The sequence below is a fragment of the Pantoea sp. BJ2 genome (assembly GCF_040255075.1).
Lineage (GTDB): Bacteria > Pseudomonadota > Gammaproteobacteria > Enterobacterales > Enterobacteriaceae > Pantoea > Pantoea leporis.
The window spans coordinates 2,945,111-2,967,850 of record NZ_CP158292.1 but is presented as its reverse complement, the minus strand read 5'-3'; the positions used below and the strand labels follow the sequence as shown (position 1 = coordinate 2,967,850).

Here is a 22,740-nt window from a genome sequence, read left to right as displayed (position 1 = left end):
TTATCTCTCACTCGAGAAAGCGGAATCTGTGGAGATAATAAATTGCTCTCGCGCGTGCGGGGGATGCAGAGGCGTGAATGAACCGGATGGTGGAACGAAATGCAGTAAAGCGGGTATGAATGGCATTGTGATGACAGTAAGTGATGTCATTTAAGCCGTAGCGGTTGCTACGGGTAACCATATGTAAGTGTTTGTATCGATCGCGCCATATCGCCTGCAAAGTTGTGGATGTTTGCCAGGCTTAAAGTTCATTCAAAAGGAGGAAATATGAAAGACCGAACATATGAATCCGCGTCAAATGAGGATGAGGTTTGCTGCATTATCGGTCAGGCGGTGATCGAGTTAAGCGATGAGCATCAACCAGTGAATAAATCCACGTTGTCGCTGAAATTACTGGCAATGGCCGACCGCGACAAAGATGATGAACGCGTCCTGCTTTACTGGATTGCCAGAAAAGCCATAACTAAACCTCACCAGCTCAATATCGGCGTTCAGGGCTGGCGCTAGAGGAACAAAAGAGCGGGCGCAATGCCCGCTCTCGTTATTTATGCGGTCCGTAATCGCCCCATCGTCGGCCAGCGTACAAACATCACCATGTTCCCCGCCAGAATCATCACCAATCCGATAATCGCATCACTGTGCCAGTGATAACCTTCATAAAGCGTGGAGAGCGTTAGCGCCACCAGCGGGAACAGCAAAGTACTGTAAGCGGCCTGACTGGCACCAATACGGCCCACCAGCGTGAAGTAGGCCCCAAATCCCACGACCGAACCAAATATCGCCAGGTAGCTCATCGCGCCTAACCACTGCATATTCAGCGCTGGCGCCAGCGAATCGCCGTTAATTAATGCCATTGCGGCCATCACCAAAGCGCCATACAGCATCGCGTAGCTATTGGTGGTCAACACATCACGCTGACGGCGTTGATGGCGCAGCGAAATCATATTGCCGAAGGAGAAGCCCAGCGTGCCAAGCGCGCTGAGGCCCACGCCCCACAGCAACTGTGGAGCCGGATGCGCCGCCTGAATATCATTCCAGAACAGTGCGACAATACCGCCCAGGCCAAGCACCGCCGCTGGCAACAGGCGAAACGATGGGCGCTGACGGAAGAAGATCCAGCTGTTAAGCGCGTTATACAGCACGGCCATCGAGAATATCACCGACTCGAGTCCGCTGCTGATCCACGCGGCAGCATGATAGAAGCAGACAAAGTTGAAGCCAAACACGCAGCAGCCCTGCAGCAGACAAAACAGATGATCGCGCTTATCCAGCATTCGCAGGCGACGCAGCAGTTTTAGGATCACCAGCATCACCAGCGACGCCAGTAAGAAACGCCAAAATACCGCCACCAAAACGGGCGTATCGCCCGCTTCCTGCTGCAGGAAAATGGCAATCCATGTGGTTCCCCAAATCATCACCACGGCAAGGTATAACATCACATTCATAGCGCACTCTCCGACATAATCTGGCCCGCAGTGTGGCGTGAAAAGCAACCTGCGGCTTGCACGTTTTTGCGCGGCAATTGCAAAATCTTGCGCTTTTTACTTCTGTGTCCGGCTGTGACCTGTTTTCTGTCTGCGGAGATCCGTACACTGGGCGCTCATGAACTTCGAGTGATATGAACCATGGCCGATTACCAGACCTTCAACATGCTGCAGCGCCACAAAGCGCAGCTGCGCGACAGTGTGCAGTTGTCGAGCGGCATTAAGCTGGCGGCCTGGTTTAACAGCGGCGATCGCGTCACCAATCTTAGCGATCATCACACGCTGAGCCTGTATACCGCAGACGGCTATGAAACCTGGCATAAAACCCAAAACGGCTGGCGCAACGGCGGCGGCCCGGATCGCTTTTGCCTGATGCCCAGCGGGGTAGAATCGGTGTGGGATATTCGCGCCGATTTGTCGTTTGTGCATCTCTATTGCACCGACGAACATCTGCGGCATTTGGGCGAGCAGATCTGGGATCGCAGTCCGTCGCAGCTCAATCTGCATGAAAAGATCTTCGCGGCGGACGATCGCATCACCCAACTTTATCGCCACTTCTTGCTGAGCACCGACTGGCAACAGCCGGCGAATCAATTGATGCTCAGCAGCGCATCAACGTTGCTGATGACGCATCTGCTGCAACGCTACAGCGATGTGCAATGGCAAGCGCCGCAGGTGCGGGGCGGACTGGCGCCCGCCGTGTTGCGGCGAGTCATGGCGTATATTGATGCGCAGCTCGATCAGCCATTAACGCTGGCGCAACTGGCAGCTGAAGCGGCGCTGAGCGAATACCATTTTGCCCGCATGTTCCGCAGCAGCGTTGGCGAGGCCCCGCATCAATATGTGATGCGCCGCCGCATGGATGCTGCGCTGCAGCTGCTGGAATTCAGCCGTTTACCGCTAACAGAAATCGCATTGCGCTGCGGTTTTCACTCCTCAAGTCACTTCAGTAACCGCTTCCGTCAGCTGCATGGCGTGACGCCATCGGCATGGCGCCACGATCAAGTCTGATTACGATCTCACTTTTAAAACGTTGTAATCGGCTGCAAGAACCCCTGTTTTTCTGAACACATCTCTCAATTAGGCATTCTCAAACTCAGTGAGGCATTTTTTCCATGGATTTTGGAGTAGGATGCTTTGCAGGAAAATTAAGCTATCACATTGATTACAATGACAAGTTACAAGAGGCTGTAATTATGGAAAAGCGCGTGTCAAAGCTGGAAGCGGATATTGACGATATCAAAACCGATATGGCAGTAATGAAAACGGATATCGCGGTGATCAAATCGAACTACGCCACTAAAAGCGATCTTCATCAGGCGATAAATCAACAAACGAAATGGATTGTGGCGGGAATAATGAGCACCGCTGGACTGACACTTGCTCTGGCAAGATGGCTGTTTTAAGCGGGAGAACGATGAAAATCTGGTGTCCCCTGCAGGAATCGAACCTGCAACTAGCCCTTAGGAGGGGCTCGTTATATCCATTTAACTAAGGAGACGCCGGGCGCGCAGTATAGCGCACCGCGAACCTGATTTTAACTATGCAGCGGTTGTTTGCTCAATCTATCAGCAATTTAAGACCAGGCTTACGCCTGTTTTTGCTTCTCTTTCCGCTTCTGTTCCGCACGCGCTTTGGCTTTCGCCGCTTCACTCATATCGTTACGAATCTGCGCATGGCTGATCAACGCAAATATCAGCGTACCGCCCGTGATGTTGCCAAGCAGCGTAGGCAGGGCAAATGGCCAGAAGAATTCGTACCACGGCAGCGTGCCCGCAAACACCAGATACAGCACCTCGACTGAACCGACCACGATATGCGCTAAATCACCTAACGCCACCAGCCAGGTCATCATCACAATCACTACAATCTTTGCGCCACCCGCATACGGGAACATCCACACCATGGTGGCGATAATCCAGCCTGATATCACCGCATTAGCGAACATTTCGCTTGGGGAGTTCACCATCACTTTTTCACTGATGGCGGTAAAGGCCTGACGCGTCGCATCGTCGAATATTGGCATATGATTAAAGGCCAGCGCCCCTAATGCGGTGCCAATCAGATTGCCGAGCAGCACCACGCACCAGAGACGTAACAGCAGCGCAAAGTTGCTGCCGGTCGGTTTGTGCATCACCGGCAAAACGGCGGTAACGGTATTCTCGGTAAACAGTTGCTGGCGCGCCATAATCACGATGACAAAGCCAAAGGTATAACCCAAATTTTCCAGTAAAAATGCGCCCGGCACGCCTTTAAGATGGACCTGAAAAATGCCTTTCGCCATCAGCGAAGCGCTCATTGACAGTCCCGCCGCAACCGCGGACCAGAGCAGCGCCATGCCGTCACGCTCGAGTTCTTTTTCCCCATCCTGGCGTATCTCTTCATGAATCGCCGCAGCCTGCGAGGGCAGGGCATCTTCATCGACTTCTATCTCCTTGCCTTGCTCCTTCTCATCACTCTCTACATCGTTGTCACTGTTTGAAATCGATGGTGATTGTTTCATGTTTTCCTCAGGTGATAATGCCATTGCGTCATAAGCGTAGCTGGTTTTTGCAAGGTCGATTTGTTACGAAGATTCAAATTAAGAGTAACGAAATTTTAACTGAGTTGGATTTTTGAGCAATTTGTTGATCTGGGGCGCACGAATACCCCATTTGGGGTAAGTGGGAGCCAGCTCACAGACTTCGGCCCACAGATTCAATGTGGTATTATCCCCGCCTCATTCATTGCCGCGATTCTCCCTTCTATGCTCGAAGTCATTAATCTCTCATGCGTTCGTGATGAGCGAACCTTGTTTCATGGGTTGAGCTTCCGCGTGCAACCGGGTGACATTGTGCAAATTGAAGGGCCAAACGGAGCCGGGAAAACTTCGCTGTTGCGCCTGCTGGCCGGATTAAGCCGGGCGGAAGAGGGCGACGTAACGTGGCAGTCACAGCCCCTTCGTCAACAGCGCGAAGTATGGCAACAAAATCTGCTCTATCTTGGCCATCACCCCGGCGTGAAATCGGTACTCTCACCGCTAGAGAACCTGCATTTCTGGCACGGTAGCAGCAAAGAAGACGCGATTTATGCCGCGCTTGAGCAGGTCGATCTGCTGGGCTTTGAAGAGGTGCCGGTGGCACAACTCTCCGCCGGACAGCAGCGGCGCGTGGCATTAGCACGCTTATGGCTCAGTCCGGCGTCGGTGTGGATCCTCGATGAACCCTTAACCGCCATCGATAAAGGCGGTGTGGAAAAATTAATGGCGCGATTCGTCAGCCATGCCGATAACGGCGGAGCGGTGATTCTGACCACGCATCAGGATCTGCCCGGTCACAGCGCGCGCGTGCGTAAAATTCGTCTTACTTCGGAGTGGGCTTGATGTTAGGCCGGGTCATTCAGCGTGAATTAAAAATCGCTTTTCGTAGCGGCGGGGAAGTGATCAATCCGCTGTGGTTTTTCCTGATTGTTATCACGCTGTTTCCGTTAGGTATCGGACCGGAGCCACAGCAGCTGGCGCGCATTGCGCCGGGCGTGGCGTGGGTTGCCGCGTTACTCGCCTCATTGCTGGCGCTGGAACGGCTGTTTCGTGACGATTTTCTTGATGGTTCGCTTGAGCAACTACTTCTGTTGCCGACGCCGCTGCCGATCACGGTGCTGGGCAAAGTGATTGCGCACTGGCTGATTACCGGGCTACCGCTGATTTTATTGTCGCCGCTGGCGGCATTGTTGCTGTCGCTGGATTTTGCCGGCTGGCGCGCGATGGCATTGACGTTATTACTTGGCACGCCAACGCTGAGTTTTCTCGGCGCGATTGGTACCGGATTAACCGTTGGGTTGCGGCGCGGCGGCGTATTACTGAGTTTGCTGGTATTGCCGTTGTCGATACCGGTTTTGATATTTGCCAGCGCGGCGATTGATGCCGCCGGAATGGGATTGCCGATCGGGGGTTATCTGGCGATTCTTGGCGCGATGCTGGCGGTAAGCGCAACGCTGTCGCCGTTCGCGACGGCAGCGGCCTTGCGTATCAGTCTGCATTAATTCGTGCCGCCCCAGAGCGGTCGAAACCTGAATTCTCTTTATTGTGAGCTATGCAAAATGTGGAAATGGTTACACCAGTGGGCAAAGCCTGAGCGGCTTTACCAGCTATGCGGTCGCTTGATTCCGTGGTTCGCGGTGCTGGGTGTTGGCACGCTGTTACTCGGCTGGGTCTGGGGCTTCGGCTTTGCACCGGCGGATTATCAGCAGGGCAACAGCTTCCGGATTATGTACATTCACGTGCCTGCAGCGATGTGGTCGATGGGCGTGTATGCGTCAATGGCTATTGCGGCATTTATCGGCCTGGTGTGGCAGATGAAGATGGCCGATCTGGTCTCAGCGGCGATGGCGCCGATTGGCGCGGTGTTCACCTTTATCGCGCTGATTACCGGTTCCGCTTGGGGTAAACCGATGTGGGGAACCTGGTGGATCTGGGATGCACGCCTGACATCTGAGCTGGTGCTGCTGTTCCTCTATATGGGCGTTATCGCGCTGTATCACTCCTTTGAAGACCGCCGCACCGCCGGGCGCGCCGCCGGCATTTTGATTCTGGTTGGCGTGGTTAATCTGCCGATCATTCACTTCTCGGTGCAATGGTGGAACACGCTGCATCAGGGCTCATCAGGCATTCTGCAGCAGGCTATCGATCCAAGCATGCGCACACCGCTGCGCTGGTCCATTCTCGGTTACCTGCTGGTGTTTGGTGCGCTGACCTTAATGCGCCTGCGTAATTTGATTCTCTTCACCGAGCGCCATCGTCCGTGGGCGATTGATGTGGCGCAGGGAGGAAGCAAATTATGACGCCAGCCTTTGCATCGTGGAGCGATTTCTTCGCCATGGGCGGCTATGCCTTTTACGTCTGGCTCGCCGTTATCCTCACGTTGATCCCGTTATTCGGTCTGGTGCTGCACACCGTGCTGTTCCGCCGCCGTTTGCTGGCGGAAATTCGCCAGCGTCAGTCCAGGGATCGCCGCATTCGCGCGGCTAAATCGAAAAAAGCTGCCAGTGGAGCAGCGGGAGAATCCGTGTGAATATCCGTCGTCGTAATCGCCTCTATGTGGCGATCGCGGTGTTGATCGGGCTTGGCCTGGCGACTGCGCTGGTGATGTACGCGCTGCGTTCCAACATCGACCTGTTTTATACCCCGAGTGAAATTATCAACGGCAAAGGTGAAGATCATCAGAAGCCTGAGCCGGGCCAGCGCTTGCGCATTGGCGGCATGGTGATGCCGGGCAGCGTAAAGCGCGATCCGAAAACCCTCGCCGTCTCTTTCAAACTGTATGACGCCAACGGCGTGGTCAGTGTGACCTATGAAGGCATTCTGCCGGACCTGTTCCGTGAAGGGCAAGGCGTGGTAGCGCAAGGCGTGCTGGAAGAGGGCAATCTGGTGAACGCCAAAGAAGTGCTGGCGAAACACGATGAAAAATATACGCCTCCCGAAATTGAAGATGCCATGAAGAAGAATCACACAGGACCTGCAGCAGCCTATCAGCAGTCGGGTGCGCAATCATGATGCCGGAAATTGGTAGCTTTCTGCTGTGTCTGGCGCTGGCTTTAGCGCTCCTGTTGAGCGTCTATCCGTTGTGGGGCGCTGCGCGGCAGGATGCGCGTTTGATGGCCATGGCGCGCCCGTTAACCTGGGGCATGTTTATCTGTGTCGCCGCCTCTTTTGTGGTGTTGGTGCACGCCTTTGTGGTGAATGACTTTACCGTTGGCTATGTCGCCACCAACTCCAACACCTTGCTGCCGGTCTATTATCGCATCGCGGCAACCTGGGGTGCGCACGAAGGTTCACTGCTGTTGTGGGTGCTGCTGCTCAGCACCTGGACGCTGGCGGTGGCGATCTTCAGTCGCGGGATGCCGCAGGATGCGCTAGCACGCGTGCTGGCGGTGATGGGCATGATTAATCTCGGCTTCCTGCTGTTTATCATTCTCACCTCGAATCCATTTACCCGCACCTTGCCAAACTTCCCGATTGACGGGCGCGATCTCAACCCAATGCTGCAGGATATCGGGCTGATCTTCCATCCGCCGCTGCTGTACATGGGTTATGTCGGCTTCTCGGTGGCCTTTGCGTTTGCCATTGCCTCGCTGATGGCCGGACGTCTGGATACCGCATGGGCGCGCTGGTCACGTCCGTGGACCACCGCCGCGTGGGTCTTCCTGACTATCGGTATCGTCCTCGGTTCGGCGTGGGCTTATTACGAACTCGGCTGGGGCGGCTGGTGGTTCTGGGACCCGGTCGAAAACGCCTCCTTTATGCCGTGGCTGGCCGGAACAGCGCTGATGCACTCGCTGGCGGTGACGGAAAAGCGCGGCAGCTTCAAGTCGTGGACGGTGTTACTGGCGATCACCGCGTTCTCGCTAAGCCTGCTTGGCACTTTCCTCGTGCGCTCCGGCGTGCTGGTTTCCGTGCACTCGTTCGCCTCCGATCCGGCGCGCGGCATGTTTATTCTCGCCTTCCTGGTGATTGTGATTGGCAGCTCGCTGCTGCTGTACGCGCTGAAAGGTGGTCAGGTGCGCAGCCGCGTACAGAGCGAAGCCTGGTCACGCGAATCCTTCCTGCTGGGTAATAACGTGCTGCTGATCGCCGCGATGCTGGTGGTGTTACTCGGTACGCTGCTGCCGCTGGTGCATAAACAGCTCGGGCTCGGCAGCATCTCGGTGGGCGAGCCGTTCTTCAACACCATGTTTACCTGGCTGATGGCACCGTTCGCGCTGATGCTCGGTATCGGTCCGCTGGTGCGCTGGCGTCGTGACCAACCACAGAAACTGTGGAAACGCCTTGGCGTGGGCCTGTTAGTGACGCTGATTCTGTCGATCGCCCTGCCGTGGCTGCTGCAGGATCGCATTGAGGCGATGACGGTTATCGGCCTGCTGATGTCGATCTGGGTGATCATGCTGACGTTGATGGAACTGCACGAGCGCGCCACCCATCGCCACTCTTTCTTCAAAGGTTTACGACATCTGTCGCGCAGCCATTGGGGCATGGTGCTGGGGCATTTAGGCGTGGCGGTGACCGTGGTCGGTATCGCCTTTAGCACCCAGTACAGCGTTGAGCGTGATGTGCGCATGAAGGCGGGCGATACCGTTGATATCCACAATTATCACTTTACCTTCCACGGCGTGCGCAACCTGCAAGGGCCGAACTACAGCGGCGGCGTGGCGGTGATTGAAGTGACGCGCAACGGCAAGCTGGAGGCGGTGATGCAGGCGGAAAAACGCTTCTATGCAGCCGCGCGCACCATGATGACCGAAGCGGCGATCAGCGGCGGTTTCACCCGCGATCTGTATGCGGCGCTGGGCGAAGAGCTGGATGACGGTTCGTGGGCGGTGCGGATTTACTACAAACCGTTTGTGCGCTGGATCTGGTACGGCGGCGTGTTTATGGCGGTGGGCGGCTTGTTCTGCCTGTTCGATCCGCGCTATCGCTCACGCAAAAAAGAGCAGCGCGAGGAGCTGGCATGAACAAAAAAATCCTGTTTATCCCGTTAGTTCTGTTTTTGCTGCTGGCCGCGGCGCTGCTGTGGCAGCTGTCGCGCAACGCCAACGGCGATGATCCAACGCGTCTCGAATCAGCGTTGATCGGCAAACCGGTACCCGTATTCAAACTGGAAGCGCTCGATCAGCCGGGCAAAATCTATGATCAGCAGGTGCTGACCGACGGCAAACCGATTCTGCTCAACGTCTGGGCAACCTGGTGCCCAACCTGCCGCGCGGAGCATCAATACCTCAACACGCTGGCGGAAAAAGGCATTCGCGTGGTTGGCCTCAATTATAAAGACGATCGCACCAAAGCGGTGACTTGGCTGAACACGCTGGGCAATCCTTATGCGCTCAGCCTGTATGACGGCAACGGGATGCTCGGTCTCGATCTTGGCGTTTACGGCGCACCGGAAACCTTCCTGATAGACGGCAAAGGGATCATTCGTTATCGCCACGCAGGCGACATGAACGATCGCGTCTGGCTCGAAGAAGTGAAACCGCTGTGGGACAAATACAACAAGGAGGCGGGCGTATGAAACGGCTGCTTCTACTGTTAGCGGGCATTCTGCTCAGCACCAGCCTGTGGGCGGCGATTGATACTTATCAGTTCGATTCGGTGCAGCAGGAAGAACAATACCGCGATCTCACCGCATCGCTGCGTTGCCCGAAATGCCAGAACAACAGCATTGCCGATTCCAATGCGATGATCGCGTCGGATATGCGTCTCAAAGTCTACGAGTTGATGAAGCAGGGCGAAAGCCGCCAGCAGATCATTGATTACATGGTGGCGCGTTACGGTAATTTCGTGACGTATGAGCCGCCGGTAACGCCTTCCACGCTGATTTTGTGGGTGGGGCCAGCGCTGTTTGTGGTGCTGGGCGCGCTGATCATTATTCTGCGTAATCGTCGCGGCAAAGCGCGTAGCGAACTCGACGACAGTGAACAACAGCGCCTTGCGGCGTTACTCAAGCGTGACGGGAAGCCGTAATGACTGGATTCTGGATTACCCTGATTATTTTACTGCTGGCGGCTATCGCGCTGTTTCTGCGTGCCGGCTGGCGTCAGCGCGAGGCCAGCAGTGGCGATCGCGATCGTCTCAACACCGATTTCTATCAGCAACGCCTGCGCGAGCTGGAGCGTGATGAAGAAGAGGGCGTGGTGGCTGAGCGCCCGGAAATGGTGCGCGAACTGCAACAAACACTATTAACTGATGTGCCGCAGCAGGATGCCGCGACCATTCATCGCAGCAGCCGCTGGGTGTTGCTGCCGGGCGTGATTGTGCTGCTGGTGGTGTCGGTTGGCATGTATCTGAAAACCGGCGGACTTACGCAGCAAACCGCGTTTGTCAGCGTACAGCAGGAGTATCCTGCGTTACGTGCGCGCGTGATGGATCCTAAAGCTCAGCCGCTGACCATGGAAGAGTTGGCGCGTCTGCAGCTGGGTCTGCGCAGCTCGCTGCAGCACGACGCAACGAACCTCAACGATTGGGCAATGTTGGGCCGCTTAGGGATGGTGCTGAATAATGCTACCGATGCCAGCCAGGCATTTGAACATGCGCTACAGCTGGCGCCAGACAATATCGAACTGCAGCAGGATTATGCCGAAGTGCTGACGCGCTCCAGCGATCCGCAGGATAACCGTCAGGCCAACGTGTTGCTGAAAGCGCTGCTTAAACGCGATCACAGCGATGTGCGCACGCTGAGTCTGCTGGCGTTTAATGCCTTTGAGCAGCAGCAGTACAATGAGGCGATTGGTGCATGGCAGGTGATGTTGAAACTGTTACCGGCAGGCGATCGTCGCATCACCATGATCGAGCGCAGCATTGAACAAGCGAAAACTGACGCGGGACAGCAAAATAGCAGCCTGGCATTGACGGTGAGTTTGACGCCGCAGGCAGAAAAAATGTTACCGCAAGGCGGAGTGTTGTATATTTCTGTGTCTGACGGTGTTTCACCGGTGCCTGTGGCTGTGAAGCGTTTACCGCTGAGCCACTTCCCGTTATCGCTCACGCTCGATGACAGCAATGCCATGATGCCCGATCGCCTGCTTTCGGCACAGCATCAGGTGCAAGTCAGGGTGCGCATTTCGCGCGATGGCAGTGCCAATCCACAGTCTGGCGACTGGTTGGGTTTAAGCGCGGTCACACCCTGGGATGGTCATCAGCAACTGGCTGTGGAAATTAATCAACAGCAGCCCTGAAGCGATACCTTACTGATCCGCACAGGGAGAGAAGAATGAATAACCGCCTGACCGGTTTGGCGCTAGCCAGCTTACTGCTGGTGGGTTGTGCCAACTCAAAACCGGCTGAAAATACGGAACCTGCGCAGCGCAGCGATCCGCTGGAAGGCTTTAACCGCACGATGTTTAACTTCAACTACAACGTGCTGGATCCGTATGTTCTGCGTCCGGTGGCAGTCGCCTGGCGCGATTACGTGCCGGTGCCGGCACGTAGCGGCATCAGTAATGTGTTATCCAACGTTGAAGAGCCCGCCAGCATGGTCAACGCCATTCTGGTGGGTGAACCGCGCCAGGCAGGCATCCACTTCACCCGCTTCTTCCTGAACACCGTGTTAGGGCTGGGTGGCTTTATCGACGTGGCGGGCAAAGCCAATCCGGCACTGGCGCGTGAAGTGCCGCATCGCTTTGGTAGCACGCTGGGACGTTATGGCGTCGGTTACGGCCCGTATGTTGAATTGCCGGCCTACGGTAGCTTCACCATCCGTGAAGATGGCGGTGACTTCGTTGATACGCTCTATCCGGTCTTAAGCTGGTTGAGCTGGCCGATCTCGGTAGGTAAATGGACGCTGGAAGGGATTGAAACCCGTGCGCAGTTGCTGGATTCGGACGCCATTTTGCGTCAGCAGCAAGATCCGTACGCCTTTATTCGTAATGCCTACTTCCAGCGACATGACTTTATTGCCAACGGCGGTAAGCTGAAGCCGGAAGATAATCCGAACGCCAGTGCGATTCAGGACGATCTGAAAGATATTGATTCTGAATAAAACAAAAAGGCGACTCAATGAGTCGCCTTTTTTTATCAAGCTACGTATCAGAACTTGTAGTTAAAGTTCGCGCCGTACAGCCAGGCTTTACCTTCAGAGTTAAAGGTATACGGGCCTTCTTTCACGGTGACTTTCTGACCGTGCATGTAAGAAATACCCAGGTCGACAGAAGCATCTTCATTGAAGGCGTAAGACGCACCGGCACTCAGCCACAGACGATCCTGATCCGGAATAGAGATAGAACGCTTATCGGCCGGAACCGGGCTGTCATCAAAGGCGATACCGGTACGGAAGGTCCAGTTATCGTCGTAAAAGTAAGTGGTACCCAACGCGATACGGTAGGCATCGTGGAAACTTTCATCCTTATAGAACAGCGTCTGGCCATTGCTGCCAGTGGCTTTCAACTCCTGGAATTGACTCCAGCTGGTATAAGTCAGGCTATAGTGAACCGCCCATTGCGGCGCCACTTTATGCCAGCCTGAAACTTCCCACATCTCTGGCAGATTCAAAGTCAGAGAACCCGGAATTGTGGTGCCGCTGGTGCCGTAAGGCAGGCCTAAAGCCAGTGCCTGCGGTGTACCGTTAAAGGCGGTGGGGATGTTGCTCTTGTAGTCGCCGTCAAAGTCGACTTTTACTTCTGAGCGGTAGGTAAAGCCAAAGCGGTTATTTTTATCCACTTCGTACAGGATGCCGGCGTTCCAGCCGTAGCCCCATTCATCACCTTTTAAATGCGCAATCTGGGTATCGGCTGGCAATCCTGCCACGGCACCTGCTTCACCGGCATAGCGCTCAATTTTCGCTTTTGCGTAGACCGCATCAAAGCCGATACCGAAGCTGAAATTCTCATTCAGTCGATAAGCGGTGCTGATATTAAAATTACCGGTCATCAGGTCGGTTTTGCCGCCATAACCACCTGCGGTATAGCCGTCATTAAATTCGGTTGCTAAACCATAGTTTGAGGTCGCAGATGCACCAATCCACCACTGATCGTTAATTGGGTGCACATAGTGAAGATTAGGGATCCACTGATTTGGGGCGATATTTTTGGCATCAAGGCTGCGACCTGTCGGGCTCTGACCGCTAATATCCACTTCGGGATCAATATAAACCGCGCCGATAGAGAAAGAAGGGCGATCCATTAATGCCATGGTTGCCGGGTTACGGCTGGCAGAGGCGGCGGTATCACCCATCGCACCTTCGCCGGAATATGCACGACCTAAACCAATTGCTGAGAATTCATTCAGTTGAAAGCCCGCGGCGTAAACATGAGAACAGACGAGCGTTACTGCAGCTGCCACAGCTGACTTTGCAAACAGGTTTTTATGGTTCATGACCACAACCTCATCCAGATTTATTATTTAACGTTGTTACGTCGCGTAACAAAGAGCGGCGAATTGTAGGGACTGATGGCAAAACCACATATCAGACCAGTGCGACGAGTATAGGTCCGACCTGTGTATTTGTTGCAATATTGTTTTTTAAATATTTCTGATTTGATCGATAAAATCAGATCTGCTTAACAAAATCTTAGCGGTTCGACTTAAACATAGCGTTCAATTTTGCTGTGGATCAATTTTTAGTGTGATATTCGTCACTTAGCGGCTTGAGCGTGGATGTGAAAACGCAGCAGGCGTACACTTTGCGGCAGAAAATAATCCGATTATGTTGAAATTATCGTCAGGAGAGAATCATGACTGATGCCATTAAAAAGTGTAATGCCAACGAAACGGCGGCCTGCTGCTGTGTCGATGTGGGAACCGTGATGGATAACACCGATTGCACCGCAAGCTGGTCTGGCGTGTTTGCCGATCGCCATGCGGCGGAAGCGATGCTGGCGCATTTGACTGAACGCGCGCGTCAGGTGGAATCCGATCCTTGCGATATTCGCGCGGATTTTGCCAATGAAGGCGACGCGGTGCGCCTGTCTATCGACTTCACCTTTGCCTGCCAGGCCGAAACCCTGATTTTCCAGCTCGGCCTACGCTAATCATGCCGCTGCCGAAACCCCTTCGGCAGCCTTAACTCATTTTCGTGTATTCCCTCGCACTTTTTTCCTCTGCTTATTGGCTACTTAGCAACACTTAGTTAACACTGATGATCAGGTCAGACCTGTTTGGCAATGATGCCCCGGTCGAAAAATACAGGTGATTGCAATGAGCAAAGCGCAGCCGCTGCTGACGCGTCAGGGCGAACGTATCGCCATAACCCACGGATTACGCACCCCTTTTGCCCGCCAGGCTACAGATTTCCACGGCATTCCCGCGCTGGAGCTGGGGCGCATGGTGATCAGCGAACTGATGGCGCGCAGCGAATTACCGGTCGAGATTATCGATCAACTGGTGTTTGGCCAGGTGGTGCAGATGCCGGAAGCGCCCAATATTGCGCGTGAAATTGTTCTGAGCAGCGGATTAGGCGTGCATACCGATGCCTATAGCGTTAGCCGCGCCTGCGCCACCAGTTTTCAGGCGGTGGCAAACGTGGCGGAAAGTTTAATGGCGGGCACCATCGATGCCGGCATTGCCGGTGGCGCGGATTCATCCTCGGTGCTGCCGATTGGCGTCAGTAAAACTCTGGCGCGTGCGCTGGTGGATCTCAACAAAGCGCGCAGCTTTAGTCAAAAACTCAGCATCCTGCGTCGTTTGCGTCCACGCGATCTGTTGCCGGTGCCACCGGCGGTAGCGGAGTATTCTACCGGATTACGCATGGGCGATACCGCCGAGCAGATGGCGAAAAGTCACGGCATCACGCGTGAACAGCAGGACGCGTTAGCGCTGCGTTCGCACCAGCATGCGGCGCGCGCCTGGCAATCGGGCGTGTTAAGCCAGGAAGTGATGCCCGCATTTGTGCCGCCGTGGAAAGCGCCCATCGAGCAGGACAACAATATTCGCTTCAACGCCAGCGCCGCCGATTACGCCAAACTGCGCCCGGCGTTTGATCGTCGCCACGGTTCGGTGACCGCCGCCAACAGCACGCCGCTGACCGATGGTGCCGCAGCGGTGATCCTGATGCGTGAAGGGCGCGCGCGCGAACTCGGCATTCAGCCGCTCGGCTATCTGCGCAGCTATGCTTTTACGGCGATTGATGTCTGGCAGGATATGCTGCTTGGACCGGCCTACGCCTCGCCGCTGGCGCTGGAGCGCGCCGGCATCACGCTCAACGATCTGACGCTGATTGATATGCACGAAGCCTTTGCCGCACAAACCTTAGCCAACCTGAAAATGTTCCGTGACGAACGCTTTGCGCGCGAGGTGCTGAATCGTCCGCATGCGTTAGGTGAAGTCAATGAAGAACGCTTTAACGTGCTTGGCGGATCGATAGCTTATGGTCATCCGTTTGCCGCCACTGGCGCACGCATGATCACGCAAACGCTGCAGGAACTGCGGCGGCGCGGTGGCGGATTGGGATTGGTCACCGCCTGCGCGGCGGGCGGCCTGGGCACGGCAATGGTTTTGGAGGCCGAATAATGAGCGAATCCGCCTTTCATTTACACATGCGCCTCGACCACGTCGGTGTGATCACCATTGATGTGCCGGGCGAGAAGATGAACACGCTGAAGGCCGAGTTTGTGCCGCAGATCAAAGCGGTGCTGGACGAAGCGCGCAGCCATCAGCAGTTGGCTGGATTAGTGTTGATCTCCGGCAAGCCAGACAACTTTGTTGCTGGTGCGGATATCAGCATGATCGCCAACTGCAAAACGGCGCAGGAAGCTGAGGCGCTGGCAAAGCAGGGACAAGATGTGATGGCGATGATTGCCGCGCTGCCGTTTCCAGTGGTGGCGGCGATTCACGGTGCCTGCCTCGGCGGCGGTCTGGAACTGGCGCTGGCCTGCGATGCGCGCATCTGTTCGCTGGATGACAAAACGCGCCTCGGTTTGCCGGAAGTACAGCTCGGTCTGCTGCCGGGTTCTGGCGGTACGCAACGTTTGCCGCGCCTGATTGGCGTACAGCAGGCGCTGCCGCTGATCCTCACCGGCAAACAGCTGCGCGCTAAACAGGCGCTCAAGCTGGGGATTGTCGATGACGCGGTGCCGCAATCAATTCTGCTGGAAACGGCGCTTGCGCGCGTACACAAAGGAAAAGGCGCACGGCGGGAGCTTTCGCGCCGCGATCGTTTTCTGCAGGGACCAATCGCGCGTCAGGTGCTGTTCTCGCTGGCGCAGCGGCAAACCCACAGCAAAACCCAGGGCAACTATCCAGCGGCCCAGCGCATTCTTGACGTGGTGCGCATCGGTCTGGAGCAGGGCAGCAGCGCCGGGCATGAAGCGGAAGCGCGCGCCTTTGGCCAACTGACGATGACGCCAGAATCGGCCGCGCTGCGCAGTTTGTTCTTCGCCTCAACTGCCTTAAAGAAAGAGTCGATGGCCAGTGTCGAGCCGCAAGTGCTGAAGCAGATTGGCGTGCTCGGCGGCGGTTTGATGGGCGGCGGCATCGCCAGCGTTACGGCGCTGAAAGCCGGTTTGCCGGTGCGCATTAAAGACATCAATCTGGTCGGCGTGAATCATGCGCTGCAATACAGCTGGGATCTGCTGAGCAACAAGGTGAAGCGGCGTCAGCTAAAAGCCGCCGAACGTCAGCAGCAAATGGCGCGCATCAGCGGTGGCACCGATTACCAGGGATTTAGCCAGCGCGATCTGGTGATTGAAGCAGTATTTGAGGATCTGGCGCTCAAGCAGCAGATGGTCAGCGAAATCGAAAGCCATTGCCAGCCGCACACCATTTTCGCCTCCAATACTTCGTCGCTGCCAATTACTGATATCGCAGCCAAAGCCCAGCGGCCTGAAAACGTGATCGGTCTGCATTTCTTCAGTCCTGTGGACAAAATGCCGCTGGTGGAGGTGATTCCTCACGCCAATACCTCGGCGCAAACGCTGGCAAATACGGTGCAGCTGGCGCGTCAGCAGGGCAAAACGGCGGTGGTGGTGGCGGATCGTCCCGGCTTTTACGTTAACCGCATTCTCGCGCCCTATATAAATGAAGCGATGCACTGCTTGCAGGAAGGTGAGCCGATTGAGCATATCGATCGCGCTCTGGTGAAGTTTGGTTTCCCGGTTGGGCCACTGCAGCTGCTGGATGAAGTGGGCATTGATGTCGGCAGCAAAATCAGCCCGATTCTTGAGCAGGCTTACGGTTTACGTTTCAGCGCCCCCAACGCCGCGAACGCCATTCTGGCCGACGGCAGAAAAGGGCGCAAAAATCACAAAGGGTTTTACCTCTATCAACGTTCGCGCTGGCCGGGAAAACGCAAAGTCGATGCTTCCCTTTATTCACTGCTGAATATCAAACCGCAGGCGAAGCAGAGCGAAGCGCAGATCGCTGAGCGATGTGTATTGATGATGCTGAACGAAGCGGCACGCTGTCTGGATGAAGCGGTGATCCGCAACGCGCGTGATGGCGATATTGCGGCGGTATTTGGCATCGGTTTTCCGCCGTTCCTTGGCGGTCCGTTCCGCTATATGGATCAGCGCGGCATTGGCGATATCGTCAAAGCATTAAGGTCATTAATGCAGCAGCACGGCGAGCGTTTTACGCCGAGTGAGGCGCTGATTGCAATGTCAGAACAGCAAACGAATTTTTACACTTCTGCACAATCGTGAATAGGAGCACAGATTCAGCGGGTTAGTCAGCGGGCCGTGCAGCGGTAAGCGCGGCACCATTCTGAGATGTGCTTATTTAATAAACAACCGGTTGACTATACTGAAGCCATTGGGGTAAAACACACCGTTCATTCGCAGAATGAAGCGTCTGGTGCTGTGGTACCGGCCGATATCGACAAACAACAGCGGTGCTTTATGCAAGTTTTTATCATGCGTCATGGCGATGCAGCTCTGGAAGCAGCGAGTGATTCCGTTCGACCTCTCACACTCTGTGGCTGTGATGAATCGAGAGCGATGGCGAGCTGGCTCAACGGCAAAACGCCAGAAATTGATCGGGTATTAGTCAGTCCTTACCTGCGTGCCGAGCAAACGCTCGCCACGGTGCGCGAAACTCTGAAATTGCCAGAAGGGCAGGATGTCTTACCGGAACTGACGCCGGGCGGCGATCCGGGCATGGTGGCTTGCTATCTGCAGGCGCTGGCACAAAAAGGGGTTAAATCGGCGCTGGTGATTTCGCATCTGCCGCTGGTGGGTTATCTGGTGTCTGAACTCTGCCCGCAGGAAGCGCCGCCGATGTTCGCGACCTCGGCAATAGCCTGCGTAAACTTTGATGCAGAGGCCTGCGAAGGCAAGCTGGAGTGGCAGGTCAGCCCGTCAAAATTGGCTAAAGCGATGTAATTCCGCTCTATGGGCCGCTTACAAACGCGGCCCTATCCTTTTGTAGCGCGGCACGTCACGGTAATTCAGGCGGCTGCCACTCTTCTACCTCTATCAGCACCAGCAGTGCGGCATCGCCGCCAAACATTTTCGGTGCCTGATGAAAGGCCATCACATGCGGATGTTGTGCCAGCCACAGCGGTGTTTGCTGCTTGAGGATGTGTTTGCCGTGCCCGGTCATCACGCTGGCGCAGAACAGATGTTCGCGGCGACAGGCGGCAATCAACGCGCCGAGCTCCTGCTTGGCCTGCATCTGCGTTAAGCCATGCAGATCGAGAAAAATTTCTGGCGTGTAATCGCCACGACGCAATTTCTTCTGCTCGTAATGGCTGACATCCGCGCGCACGTAGCGCACCGGACCTTCGCTCGACAGCAACGGCTGAAACTCGTCTGAAAAATAATGGCTATTATCGACCTGTTCTGAAAGCAGGCGTTTAAGCGGTACCTCGCGCGTTTTCACTACCGGTTTATGCACGATAGTGTCCTGTTTCAGCTTGCGGGTTCCACTCATTAACTGGCGGAACATCTCCTGATCGTCCTGGCTTAGCGGCGTTTTCTTACTCATGGCTCTGTGATTGGGTCAGAAAAGGCTGATTAAACAGCCGGTGGCATACCTTAACCGTTACTGTTAACAAATGTCAGCTTTTTCGCCTCGCTGCGCTGAATTCTGCCCGGCTTCGTGGCACACTATCGGCCGATTGATTTTATGGCCTGCGGAGGGCTACGTGGACAAGATATTCGTCGATGAGGCAGTGAATGAACTGCACACCATTCAGGACATGCTGCGCTGGGCTGTCAGCCGTTTTTCGGCGGCAGGCATTTGGTACGGCCACGGCACGGATAATCCCTGGGACGAAGCAGTCCAACTGGTTCTGCCAACGCTGTGGCTGCCGCTGGATATTCCAGAAGATATGCGCAATGCGCGCCTGACTGCCAGCGAGCGTCATCGCATTGTTGAGCGCGTGATTCGCCGCGTCAACGAGCGCATTCCGGTGGCGTATCTCACCAACAAAGCCTGGTTCTGCGGCCACGAATTTTACGTTGATGAGCGCGTATTAGTGCCGCGTTCACCGATTGGTGAACTGATTGAGAACCGCTTTGCCGGTTTGATCGGCGATTCGCCTCATCACATTCTGGATATGTGTACCGGCAGCGGCTGCATCGCCATTGCCTGCGCTTACGCCTTCCCGGAAGCGGAAGTGGATGCAGTCGATATCTCCACCGATGCACTGGCTGTCGCCGAGCAGAACATTGAAGAGCACGGCCTGCTGAACCACGTCACGCCAATCCGCGCCGATCTGTTCCGCAACTTGCCGCAGGTGAAATACGATCTGATCGTCACCAATCCGCCGTACGTGGATGCGGAAGATATGGACGATCTGCCGAACGAATATCGCCACGAGCCGGAACTGGGTCTGGCGGCGGGCAGCGACGGCCTGAAACTGGTGCGTCGCATTCTGGCCTGTGCGCCGGATTACCTCGCCGAACAAGGCGTGCTGATTTGCGAAGTGGGTAACAGCATGGTGCACATGATCGATCAGTATCCAGACGTGCCGTTTACCTGGCTGGAGTTTGATAACGGCGGTGACGGCGTGTTTATGCTGACGCGCGAGCAAATCGTGGCGGCACAGCATCACTTCTCATTTTACAAAGACTAAATAAGAGGGCGAGCGCTCGCCCGCAACATCGCAACAAGGAACCAGCATGGCCGGAAACAGCATCGGACAAGTTTTTCGCGTAACCACTTTTGGCGAGTCGCATGGTATTGCGCTGGGCTGCATCGTTGACGGTGTGCCACCCGGCATTCCGCTGACGGAAGCCGACATCCAGCACGATCTCGATCGTCGTCGTCCTGGCACTTCGCGCTATACCACGCAGCGCCGCGAGCCGGATCAGGTGAAAATTTTGTCTGGCGTGTTTGAGGGCGTGACGACGGGAACCTCAATCGGTTTGCTGATTGAGAACACCGACCAGCGTTCACAGGATTACGGCACCATCAAAGATCTGTTCCGTCCTGGCCATGCCGATTATACCTACGAGCAGAAATACGGCCTGCGCGACTACCGTGGCGGCGGCCGCTCTTCGGCGCGTGAAACCGCGATGCGCGTGGCAGCAGGGGCGATTGCCAAGAAATATCTGCAGATGAAGCACGGCATCGTGGTGCGCGGCTATCTGGCGCAGATTGGCGATGTGGCCTGCGAGCTGAAAGACTGGAGCATCGTGGAAGAGAACCCGTTCTTCTGCCCGGATGCCTCTAAACTGGAAGCGCTGGATGAGCTGATGCGCGGCCTGAAAAAAGAGGGTGACTCTATCGGCGCCAAAGTTACCGTGCTGGCAGAGAACGTGCCGCCGGGCCTGGGCGAGCCGGTATTTGATCGTCTGGATGCGGATTTAGCGCATGCGCTGATGAGCATCAACGCGGTGAAAGGCGTGGAGATCGGTGACGGTTTTGCGGTGATCAATCAGCGCGGCAGTCAACATCGCGATGAGATCCGTGCCAACGGTTTCCAGAGCAATCACGCGGGCGGCATTCTGGGCGGCATCAGCAGCGGCCAAACCATTAGCGCCAATCTGGCGATGAAACCGACCTCCAGCATCACCGTGCCAGGCAACACCATCACCCGCGAGGGTGAAGAAGTCGAGATGATCACCAAAGGTCGTCACGATCCCTGCGTCGGCATTCGCGCCGTGCCGATTGCCGAAGCGATGATGGCGATTGTGTTGATGGATCACCTGCTGCGCCAGCGTGCGCAAAACGGTGACGTCAACAGCAGCGTTCCGCGCTGGTAAGCCCGATGATGCGCCGTATGCTCATTATCTGTGCCGCGCTGCTATGCAGTGCGGCCGCCGTTGCCGCCACGCCGTGGCAGCAAATTCATCAGCCGATTGCCGGCAGCCCGCAGTCGATTGGCGGCTTCGCCAACGGCTGTATTGTGGGTGCGCAGCAGTTGCCGCTTAACTCACCCAATTATCAGGTGATGCGCCAGGATCAGCGCCGCTATTTCGGCCATCCCGATCTGATCGCCTTTATTCAGCGTCTCAGCACCCAGGTTCATCAGCTTCAGCTGGGACAAGTGCTGATTGGCGATATGGGCATGGCGGCGGGTGGACGTTTTAGCAGCGGCCACGCCAGCCATCAAACGGGTTTAGACGTCGATATCTGGCTGCAGCTGCCGAAAACCCGCTGGACGGCGCAGCAATTGCTCAAGCCGCAGCCGCTCGATCTGGTTTCTGCCGATGATAAACAGGTGATTGCGCGTCACTGGCAGCCGCAAATCGATAGCCTGATTAAACTGGCGGCGAAAGATGATGAAGTGACGCGTATCTTCGTCAATCCGGCAATCAAAAGGCAGCTTTGCGCCGATGCTGGCAGCGATCGCGCGTGGTTGAATAAAGTGCGTCCGTGGTTTGCCCATCGCGCGCACATGCACGTGCGTCTGCGATGCCCGGCGGGGAGCCTTGAATGTGAAGACCAGGCACCTCAACCGGCCGGCGATGGCTGTGGCGCTGAGCTGGACAGCTGGTTCCTGCCGAAAAAACCAGGCAGCACGCCGCCGGTGAAGAAAACGCCGCCGCCATTGCCGCCGTCTTGCCAGGCTTTACTTGATAAGCATCTTCTGTAGGTATTTCAATGGATTGGTTCGTTGTCAGCCCACTCATCCTTTGTGTGCTGTTTTTTGTGGCAGTGCTGGCGGCGTTTATCGATTCGATCGCTGGCGGCGGCGGCCTGCTTACCGTGCCGTCTTTGCTGGCTGCCGGGCTGTCGCCTGCACAGGCGTTAGCCACCAATAAGCTGCAATCGGTCGGCGGATCGTTCTCCGCCAGCCTCTATTTCATCCGACGTGGTGCGGTGAATCTGAGCGAGCAGTGGCTGAATATCGCCATGACCTTCCTCGGCGCGATTGCTGGCACCATTCTGATTCAGCACTTACAAGCGGATGTACTGCGCCAAATCTTACCGCTGCTGCTGATCTGCATCGGTTTGTGGTTCCTGCTGATGCCGCGTTTGGGCGAAGCCGATCGCGAACGTCGTCTGCACGGTTTGCCCTATGCGCTGGTGGGCGGCGGCTGCGTCGGCTTCTACGATGGCTTCTTTGGTCCCGGCGCCGGCTCGTTCTATGCGCTGGCCTTTGTTACGCTGTGCGGCTTCAATCTGGCGAAAGCCACCGCCCACGCCAAAATCCTAAATTTCACCTCGAATTTTGGCAGTTTGCTGTTCTTTATGTTCGGCGGAAAAGTGGTGTGGGGCACCGGCGCGATTATGTTGCTCGGCGCCTTTATCGGCGCGCGCCTCGGCGCCAGGCTGGTATTGAGCCGTGGTCAGAAACTGATTCGCCCAATGGTAGTGATCGTTTCTGCGGTAATGAGCGCTAAATTGTTATGGGACAGTCACGGCGCAGAATTGATGGCCTGGCTGGCCACGCTGTAATCCAACTCTCGT

The 22,740-nt window shown here is 55.8% G+C and carries 25 protein-coding genes and 1 tRNA gene; 21 read left to right on the top strand and 5 right to left on the bottom strand.

All coding sequences use genetic code 11. The annotated features are described in order from the left end of the window. The first annotated feature begins 267 nt into the window (after positions 1-267). Positions 268-507, top strand: coding sequence for a hypothetical protein (locus AAF463_RS13715; protein ID WP_008101313.1), 240 nt, complete (start codon positions 268-270; stop codon positions 505-507). A gap of 38 nt (positions 508-545) precedes the next feature. Here AAF463_RS13715 and AAF463_RS13710 read toward each other — a convergent pair whose 3' ends face one another. Further along, a complete protein-coding gene (locus tag AAF463_RS13710; RefSeq protein ID WP_350260952.1) occupies positions 546-1,445 on the bottom strand; it encodes an EamA family transporter in 900 nt (299 codons plus the stop codon). Between the two features lie 180 nt (positions 1,446-1,625). Here AAF463_RS13710 and AAF463_RS13705 point away from each other — a divergent pair, with 180 nt between their 5' ends. Further along, complete coding sequence (locus AAF463_RS13705; protein WP_350260951.1) at positions 1,626-2,495, top strand: AraC family transcriptional regulator; 870 nt, start codon at positions 1,626-1,628, stop codon at positions 2,493-2,495. 104 nt (positions 2,496-2,599) lie between these two features. Further along, a complete protein-coding gene (locus AAF463_RS13700) occupies positions 2,600-2,890 on the top strand; it encodes a hypothetical protein (RefSeq protein WP_350260950.1) in 291 nt (96 codons plus the stop codon). A gap of 20 nt (positions 2,891-2,910) precedes the next feature. Here AAF463_RS13700 and AAF463_RS13695 read toward each other — a convergent pair. After that, positions 2,911-2,985: transfer RNA gene (locus AAF463_RS13695), tRNA-Arg, on the bottom strand. 87 nt (positions 2,986-3,072) lie between these two features. After that, positions 3,073-3,987 (bottom strand): formate/nitrite transporter family protein, encoded by a 915-nt coding sequence (locus AAF463_RS13690; RefSeq protein ID WP_137386225.1) that lies wholly within the window; start codon positions 3,985-3,987, stop codon positions 3,073-3,075. 243 nt (positions 3,988-4,230) lie between these two features. Here AAF463_RS13690 and ccmA point away from each other — a divergent pair, with 243 nt between their 5' ends. Genes ccmA through mlaA form a run of 10 tightly spaced genes read left to right on the top strand, consistent with a single transcriptional unit; the run spans position 4,231 to position 11,989 of the window. Beyond that, positions 4,231-4,845, top strand: coding sequence for a cytochrome c biogenesis heme-transporting ATPase CcmA (ccmA, locus tag AAF463_RS13685; protein WP_350260949.1), 615 nt, complete (start codon positions 4,231-4,233; stop codon positions 4,843-4,845). Beyond that, positions 4,845-5,504, top strand: a complete 660-nt coding sequence (ccmB, locus tag AAF463_RS13680; RefSeq protein ID WP_101763610.1) for a heme exporter protein CcmB — start codon at positions 4,845-4,847, stop codon at positions 5,502-5,504. The genes ccmA and ccmB overlap by 1 nt, the downstream gene beginning before the upstream one ends. Positions 5,505-5,561: 57 nt before the next feature. Continuing rightward, entirely contained in the window at positions 5,562-6,302 is a 741-nt protein-coding gene (locus AAF463_RS13675; protein ID WP_101763611.1) for a heme ABC transporter permease, read from the top strand. Further along, positions 6,299-6,532 (top strand): heme exporter protein CcmD, encoded by a 234-nt coding sequence (gene ccmD / locus AAF463_RS13670; RefSeq protein ID WP_110866542.1) that lies wholly within the window; start codon positions 6,299-6,301, stop codon positions 6,530-6,532. The genes AAF463_RS13675 and ccmD overlap by 4 nt, the downstream gene beginning before the upstream one ends. Then, the gene (ccmE, locus tag AAF463_RS13665; RefSeq protein WP_008101293.1) at positions 6,529-7,014 is read left to right on the top strand and encodes a cytochrome c maturation protein CcmE; all 486 of its coding nucleotides are present in this window, start codon (positions 6,529-6,531) and stop codon (positions 7,012-7,014) included. The genes ccmD and ccmE overlap by 4 nt, the downstream gene beginning before the upstream one ends. After that, the gene (locus AAF463_RS13660; protein ID WP_192233233.1) at positions 7,011-8,969 is read left to right on the top strand and encodes a heme lyase CcmF/NrfE family subunit; all 1,959 of its coding nucleotides are present in this window, start codon (positions 7,011-7,013) and stop codon (positions 8,967-8,969) included. The genes ccmE and AAF463_RS13660 overlap by 4 nt, the downstream gene beginning before the upstream one ends. After that, positions 8,966-9,523 (top strand): DsbE family thiol:disulfide interchange protein, encoded by a 558-nt coding sequence (locus AAF463_RS13655; protein ID WP_101763614.1) that lies wholly within the window; start codon positions 8,966-8,968, stop codon positions 9,521-9,523. Before AAF463_RS13660 ends, AAF463_RS13655 begins: the two co-directional genes overlap by 4 nt. Beyond that, a complete protein-coding gene (locus AAF463_RS13650) occupies positions 9,520-9,975 on the top strand; it encodes a cytochrome c-type biogenesis protein (protein WP_101763615.1) in 456 nt (151 codons plus the stop codon). Before AAF463_RS13655 ends, AAF463_RS13650 begins: the two co-directional genes overlap by 4 nt. Next, positions 9,975-11,186: a c-type cytochrome biogenesis protein CcmI gene (gene ccmI / locus AAF463_RS13645; RefSeq protein WP_222233751.1), complete on the top strand. Its 1,212-nt coding sequence runs from the start codon at positions 9,975-9,977 to the stop codon at positions 11,184-11,186. The genes AAF463_RS13650 and ccmI overlap by 1 nt, the downstream gene beginning before the upstream one ends. Before the next feature lie 35 nt (positions 11,187-11,221). Beyond that, the gene (gene mlaA, locus AAF463_RS13640) at positions 11,222-11,989 is read left to right on the top strand and encodes a phospholipid-binding lipoprotein MlaA (protein WP_350260948.1); all 768 of its coding nucleotides are present in this window, start codon (positions 11,222-11,224) and stop codon (positions 11,987-11,989) included. A gap of 47 nt (positions 11,990-12,036) precedes the next feature. Here the strand turns inward: mlaA and fadL are convergent, their stop codons facing one another. Continuing rightward, positions 12,037-13,320 carry a long-chain fatty acid transporter FadL gene (gene fadL, locus AAF463_RS13635; RefSeq protein ID WP_101763618.1) on the bottom strand — a complete coding sequence of 428 codons (1,284 nt, stop codon included), beginning with the start codon at positions 13,318-13,320 and terminating at the stop codon, positions 12,037-12,039. Positions 13,321-13,679: 359 nt separating this feature from the next. Between fadL and AAF463_RS13630 the strand changes: the two genes are divergently transcribed. From AAF463_RS13630 to sixA, 4 genes are all read left to right on the top strand, one after another. Next, on the top strand, positions 13,680-13,976 hold the full coding sequence (locus AAF463_RS13630; RefSeq protein ID WP_101763619.1) for a YfcZ/YiiS family protein: 297 nt from the start codon (positions 13,680-13,682) through the stop codon (positions 13,974-13,976). 166 nt (positions 13,977-14,142) lie between these two features. Next, a complete protein-coding gene (fadI, locus tag AAF463_RS13625) occupies positions 14,143-15,453 on the top strand; it encodes an acetyl-CoA C-acyltransferase FadI (protein ID WP_137386218.1) in 1,311 nt (436 codons plus the stop codon). After that, complete coding sequence (gene fadJ / locus AAF463_RS13620) at positions 15,453-17,582, top strand: fatty acid oxidation complex subunit alpha FadJ (protein WP_350260947.1); 2,130 nt, start codon at positions 15,453-15,455, stop codon at positions 17,580-17,582. The genes fadI and fadJ overlap by 1 nt, the downstream gene beginning before the upstream one ends. A 195-nt stretch (positions 17,583-17,777) precedes the next feature. Continuing rightward, the gene (gene sixA, locus AAF463_RS13615) at positions 17,778-18,260 is read left to right on the top strand and encodes a phosphohistidine phosphatase SixA (protein WP_101763719.1); all 483 of its coding nucleotides are present in this window, start codon (positions 17,778-17,780) and stop codon (positions 18,258-18,260) included. Between the two features lie 55 nt (positions 18,261-18,315). Here the strand turns inward: sixA and smrB are convergent, their stop codons facing one another. Continuing rightward, on the bottom strand, positions 18,316-18,864 hold the full coding sequence (smrB, locus tag AAF463_RS13610; RefSeq protein ID WP_101763622.1) for an endonuclease SmrB: 549 nt from the start codon (positions 18,862-18,864) through the stop codon (positions 18,316-18,318). A gap of 160 nt (positions 18,865-19,024) precedes the next feature. Between smrB and prmB the strand changes: the two genes are divergently transcribed. From prmB to AAF463_RS13590, 4 genes are read left to right on the top strand one after another with little or no spacing between them, the layout of a single operon-like run. Further along, entirely contained in the window at positions 19,025-19,957 is a 933-nt protein-coding gene (prmB, locus tag AAF463_RS13605) for a 50S ribosomal protein L3 N(5)-glutamine methyltransferase (RefSeq protein ID WP_350260946.1), read from the top strand. A gap of 46 nt (positions 19,958-20,003) precedes the next feature. Further along, positions 20,004-21,089 carry a chorismate synthase gene (aroC, locus tag AAF463_RS13600; RefSeq protein WP_101763624.1) on the top strand — a complete coding sequence of 362 codons (1,086 nt, stop codon included), beginning with the start codon at positions 20,004-20,006 and terminating at the stop codon, positions 21,087-21,089. An 8-nt stretch (positions 21,090-21,097) separates the two neighbouring features. Beyond that, complete coding sequence (gene mepA, locus AAF463_RS13595; protein ID WP_101763720.1) at positions 21,098-21,922, top strand: penicillin-insensitive murein endopeptidase; 825 nt, start codon at positions 21,098-21,100, stop codon at positions 21,920-21,922. Positions 21,923-21,930: 8 nt separating this feature from the next. Next, the gene (locus AAF463_RS13590; protein WP_101763625.1) at positions 21,931-22,728 is read left to right on the top strand and encodes a sulfite exporter TauE/SafE family protein; all 798 of its coding nucleotides are present in this window, start codon (positions 21,931-21,933) and stop codon (positions 22,726-22,728) included. The last annotated feature ends 12 nt before the right edge of the window (positions 22,729-22,740 follow it).

Excerpts from the sequence above, each read along its gene's own strand:
- AAF463_RS13715 (WP_008101313.1), top strand. The coding sequence starts at position 268 with ATGAAAGACCGAACATATGAATCCGCGTCAAATGAGGATGAGGTTTGC.
- AAF463_RS13710 (WP_350260952.1), bottom strand. The coding sequence starts at position 1,445 with ATGAATGTGATGTTATACCTTGCCGTGGTGATGATTTGGGGAACCACA.
- AAF463_RS13705 (WP_350260951.1), top strand. The coding sequence starts at position 1,626 with ATGGCCGATTACCAGACCTTCAACATGCTGCAGCGCCACAAAGCGCAG.
- AAF463_RS13700 (WP_350260950.1), top strand. The coding sequence starts at position 2,600 with ATGGATTTTGGAGTAGGATGCTTTGCAGGAAAATTAAGCTATCACATT.
- AAF463_RS13690 (WP_137386225.1), bottom strand. The coding sequence starts at position 3,987 with ATGAAACAATCACCATCGATTTCAAACAGTGACAACGATGTAGAGAGT.
- ccmA (WP_350260949.1), top strand. The coding sequence starts at position 4,231 with ATGCTCGAAGTCATTAATCTCTCATGCGTTCGTGATGAGCGAACCTTG.
- ccmB (WP_101763610.1), top strand. The coding sequence starts at position 4,845 with ATGTTAGGCCGGGTCATTCAGCGTGAATTAAAAATCGCTTTTCGTAGC.
- AAF463_RS13675 (WP_101763611.1), top strand. The coding sequence starts at position 5,562 with ATGTGGAAATGGTTACACCAGTGGGCAAAGCCTGAGCGGCTTTACCAG.
- ccmD (WP_110866542.1), top strand. The coding sequence starts at position 6,299 with ATGACGCCAGCCTTTGCATCGTGGAGCGATTTCTTCGCCATGGGCGGC.
- AAF463_RS13660 (WP_192233233.1), top strand. The coding sequence starts at position 7,011 with ATGATGCCGGAAATTGGTAGCTTTCTGCTGTGTCTGGCGCTGGCTTTA.
- AAF463_RS13655 (WP_101763614.1), top strand. The coding sequence starts at position 8,966 with ATGAACAAAAAAATCCTGTTTATCCCGTTAGTTCTGTTTTTGCTGCTG.
- AAF463_RS13650 (WP_101763615.1), top strand. The coding sequence starts at position 9,520 with ATGAAACGGCTGCTTCTACTGTTAGCGGGCATTCTGCTCAGCACCAGC.
- ccmI (WP_222233751.1), top strand. The coding sequence starts at position 9,975 with ATGACTGGATTCTGGATTACCCTGATTATTTTACTGCTGGCGGCTATC.
- mlaA (WP_350260948.1), top strand. The coding sequence starts at position 11,222 with ATGAATAACCGCCTGACCGGTTTGGCGCTAGCCAGCTTACTGCTGGTG.
- fadL (WP_101763618.1), bottom strand. The coding sequence starts at position 13,320 with ATGAACCATAAAAACCTGTTTGCAAAGTCAGCTGTGGCAGCTGCAGTA.
- AAF463_RS13630 (WP_101763619.1), top strand. The coding sequence starts at position 13,680 with ATGACTGATGCCATTAAAAAGTGTAATGCCAACGAAACGGCGGCCTGC.
- fadI (WP_137386218.1), top strand. The coding sequence starts at position 14,143 with ATGAGCAAAGCGCAGCCGCTGCTGACGCGTCAGGGCGAACGTATCGCC.
- fadJ (WP_350260947.1), top strand. The coding sequence starts at position 15,453 with ATGAGCGAATCCGCCTTTCATTTACACATGCGCCTCGACCACGTCGGT.
- sixA (WP_101763719.1), top strand. The coding sequence starts at position 17,778 with ATGCAAGTTTTTATCATGCGTCATGGCGATGCAGCTCTGGAAGCAGCG.
- smrB (WP_101763622.1), bottom strand. The coding sequence starts at position 18,864 with ATGAGTAAGAAAACGCCGCTAAGCCAGGACGATCAGGAGATGTTCCGC.
- aroC (WP_101763624.1), top strand. The coding sequence starts at position 20,004 with ATGGCCGGAAACAGCATCGGACAAGTTTTTCGCGTAACCACTTTTGGC.
- mepA (WP_101763720.1), top strand. The coding sequence starts at position 21,098 with ATGCGCCGTATGCTCATTATCTGTGCCGCGCTGCTATGCAGTGCGGCC.
- AAF463_RS13590 (WP_101763625.1), top strand. The coding sequence starts at position 21,931 with ATGGATTGGTTCGTTGTCAGCCCACTCATCCTTTGTGTGCTGTTTTTT.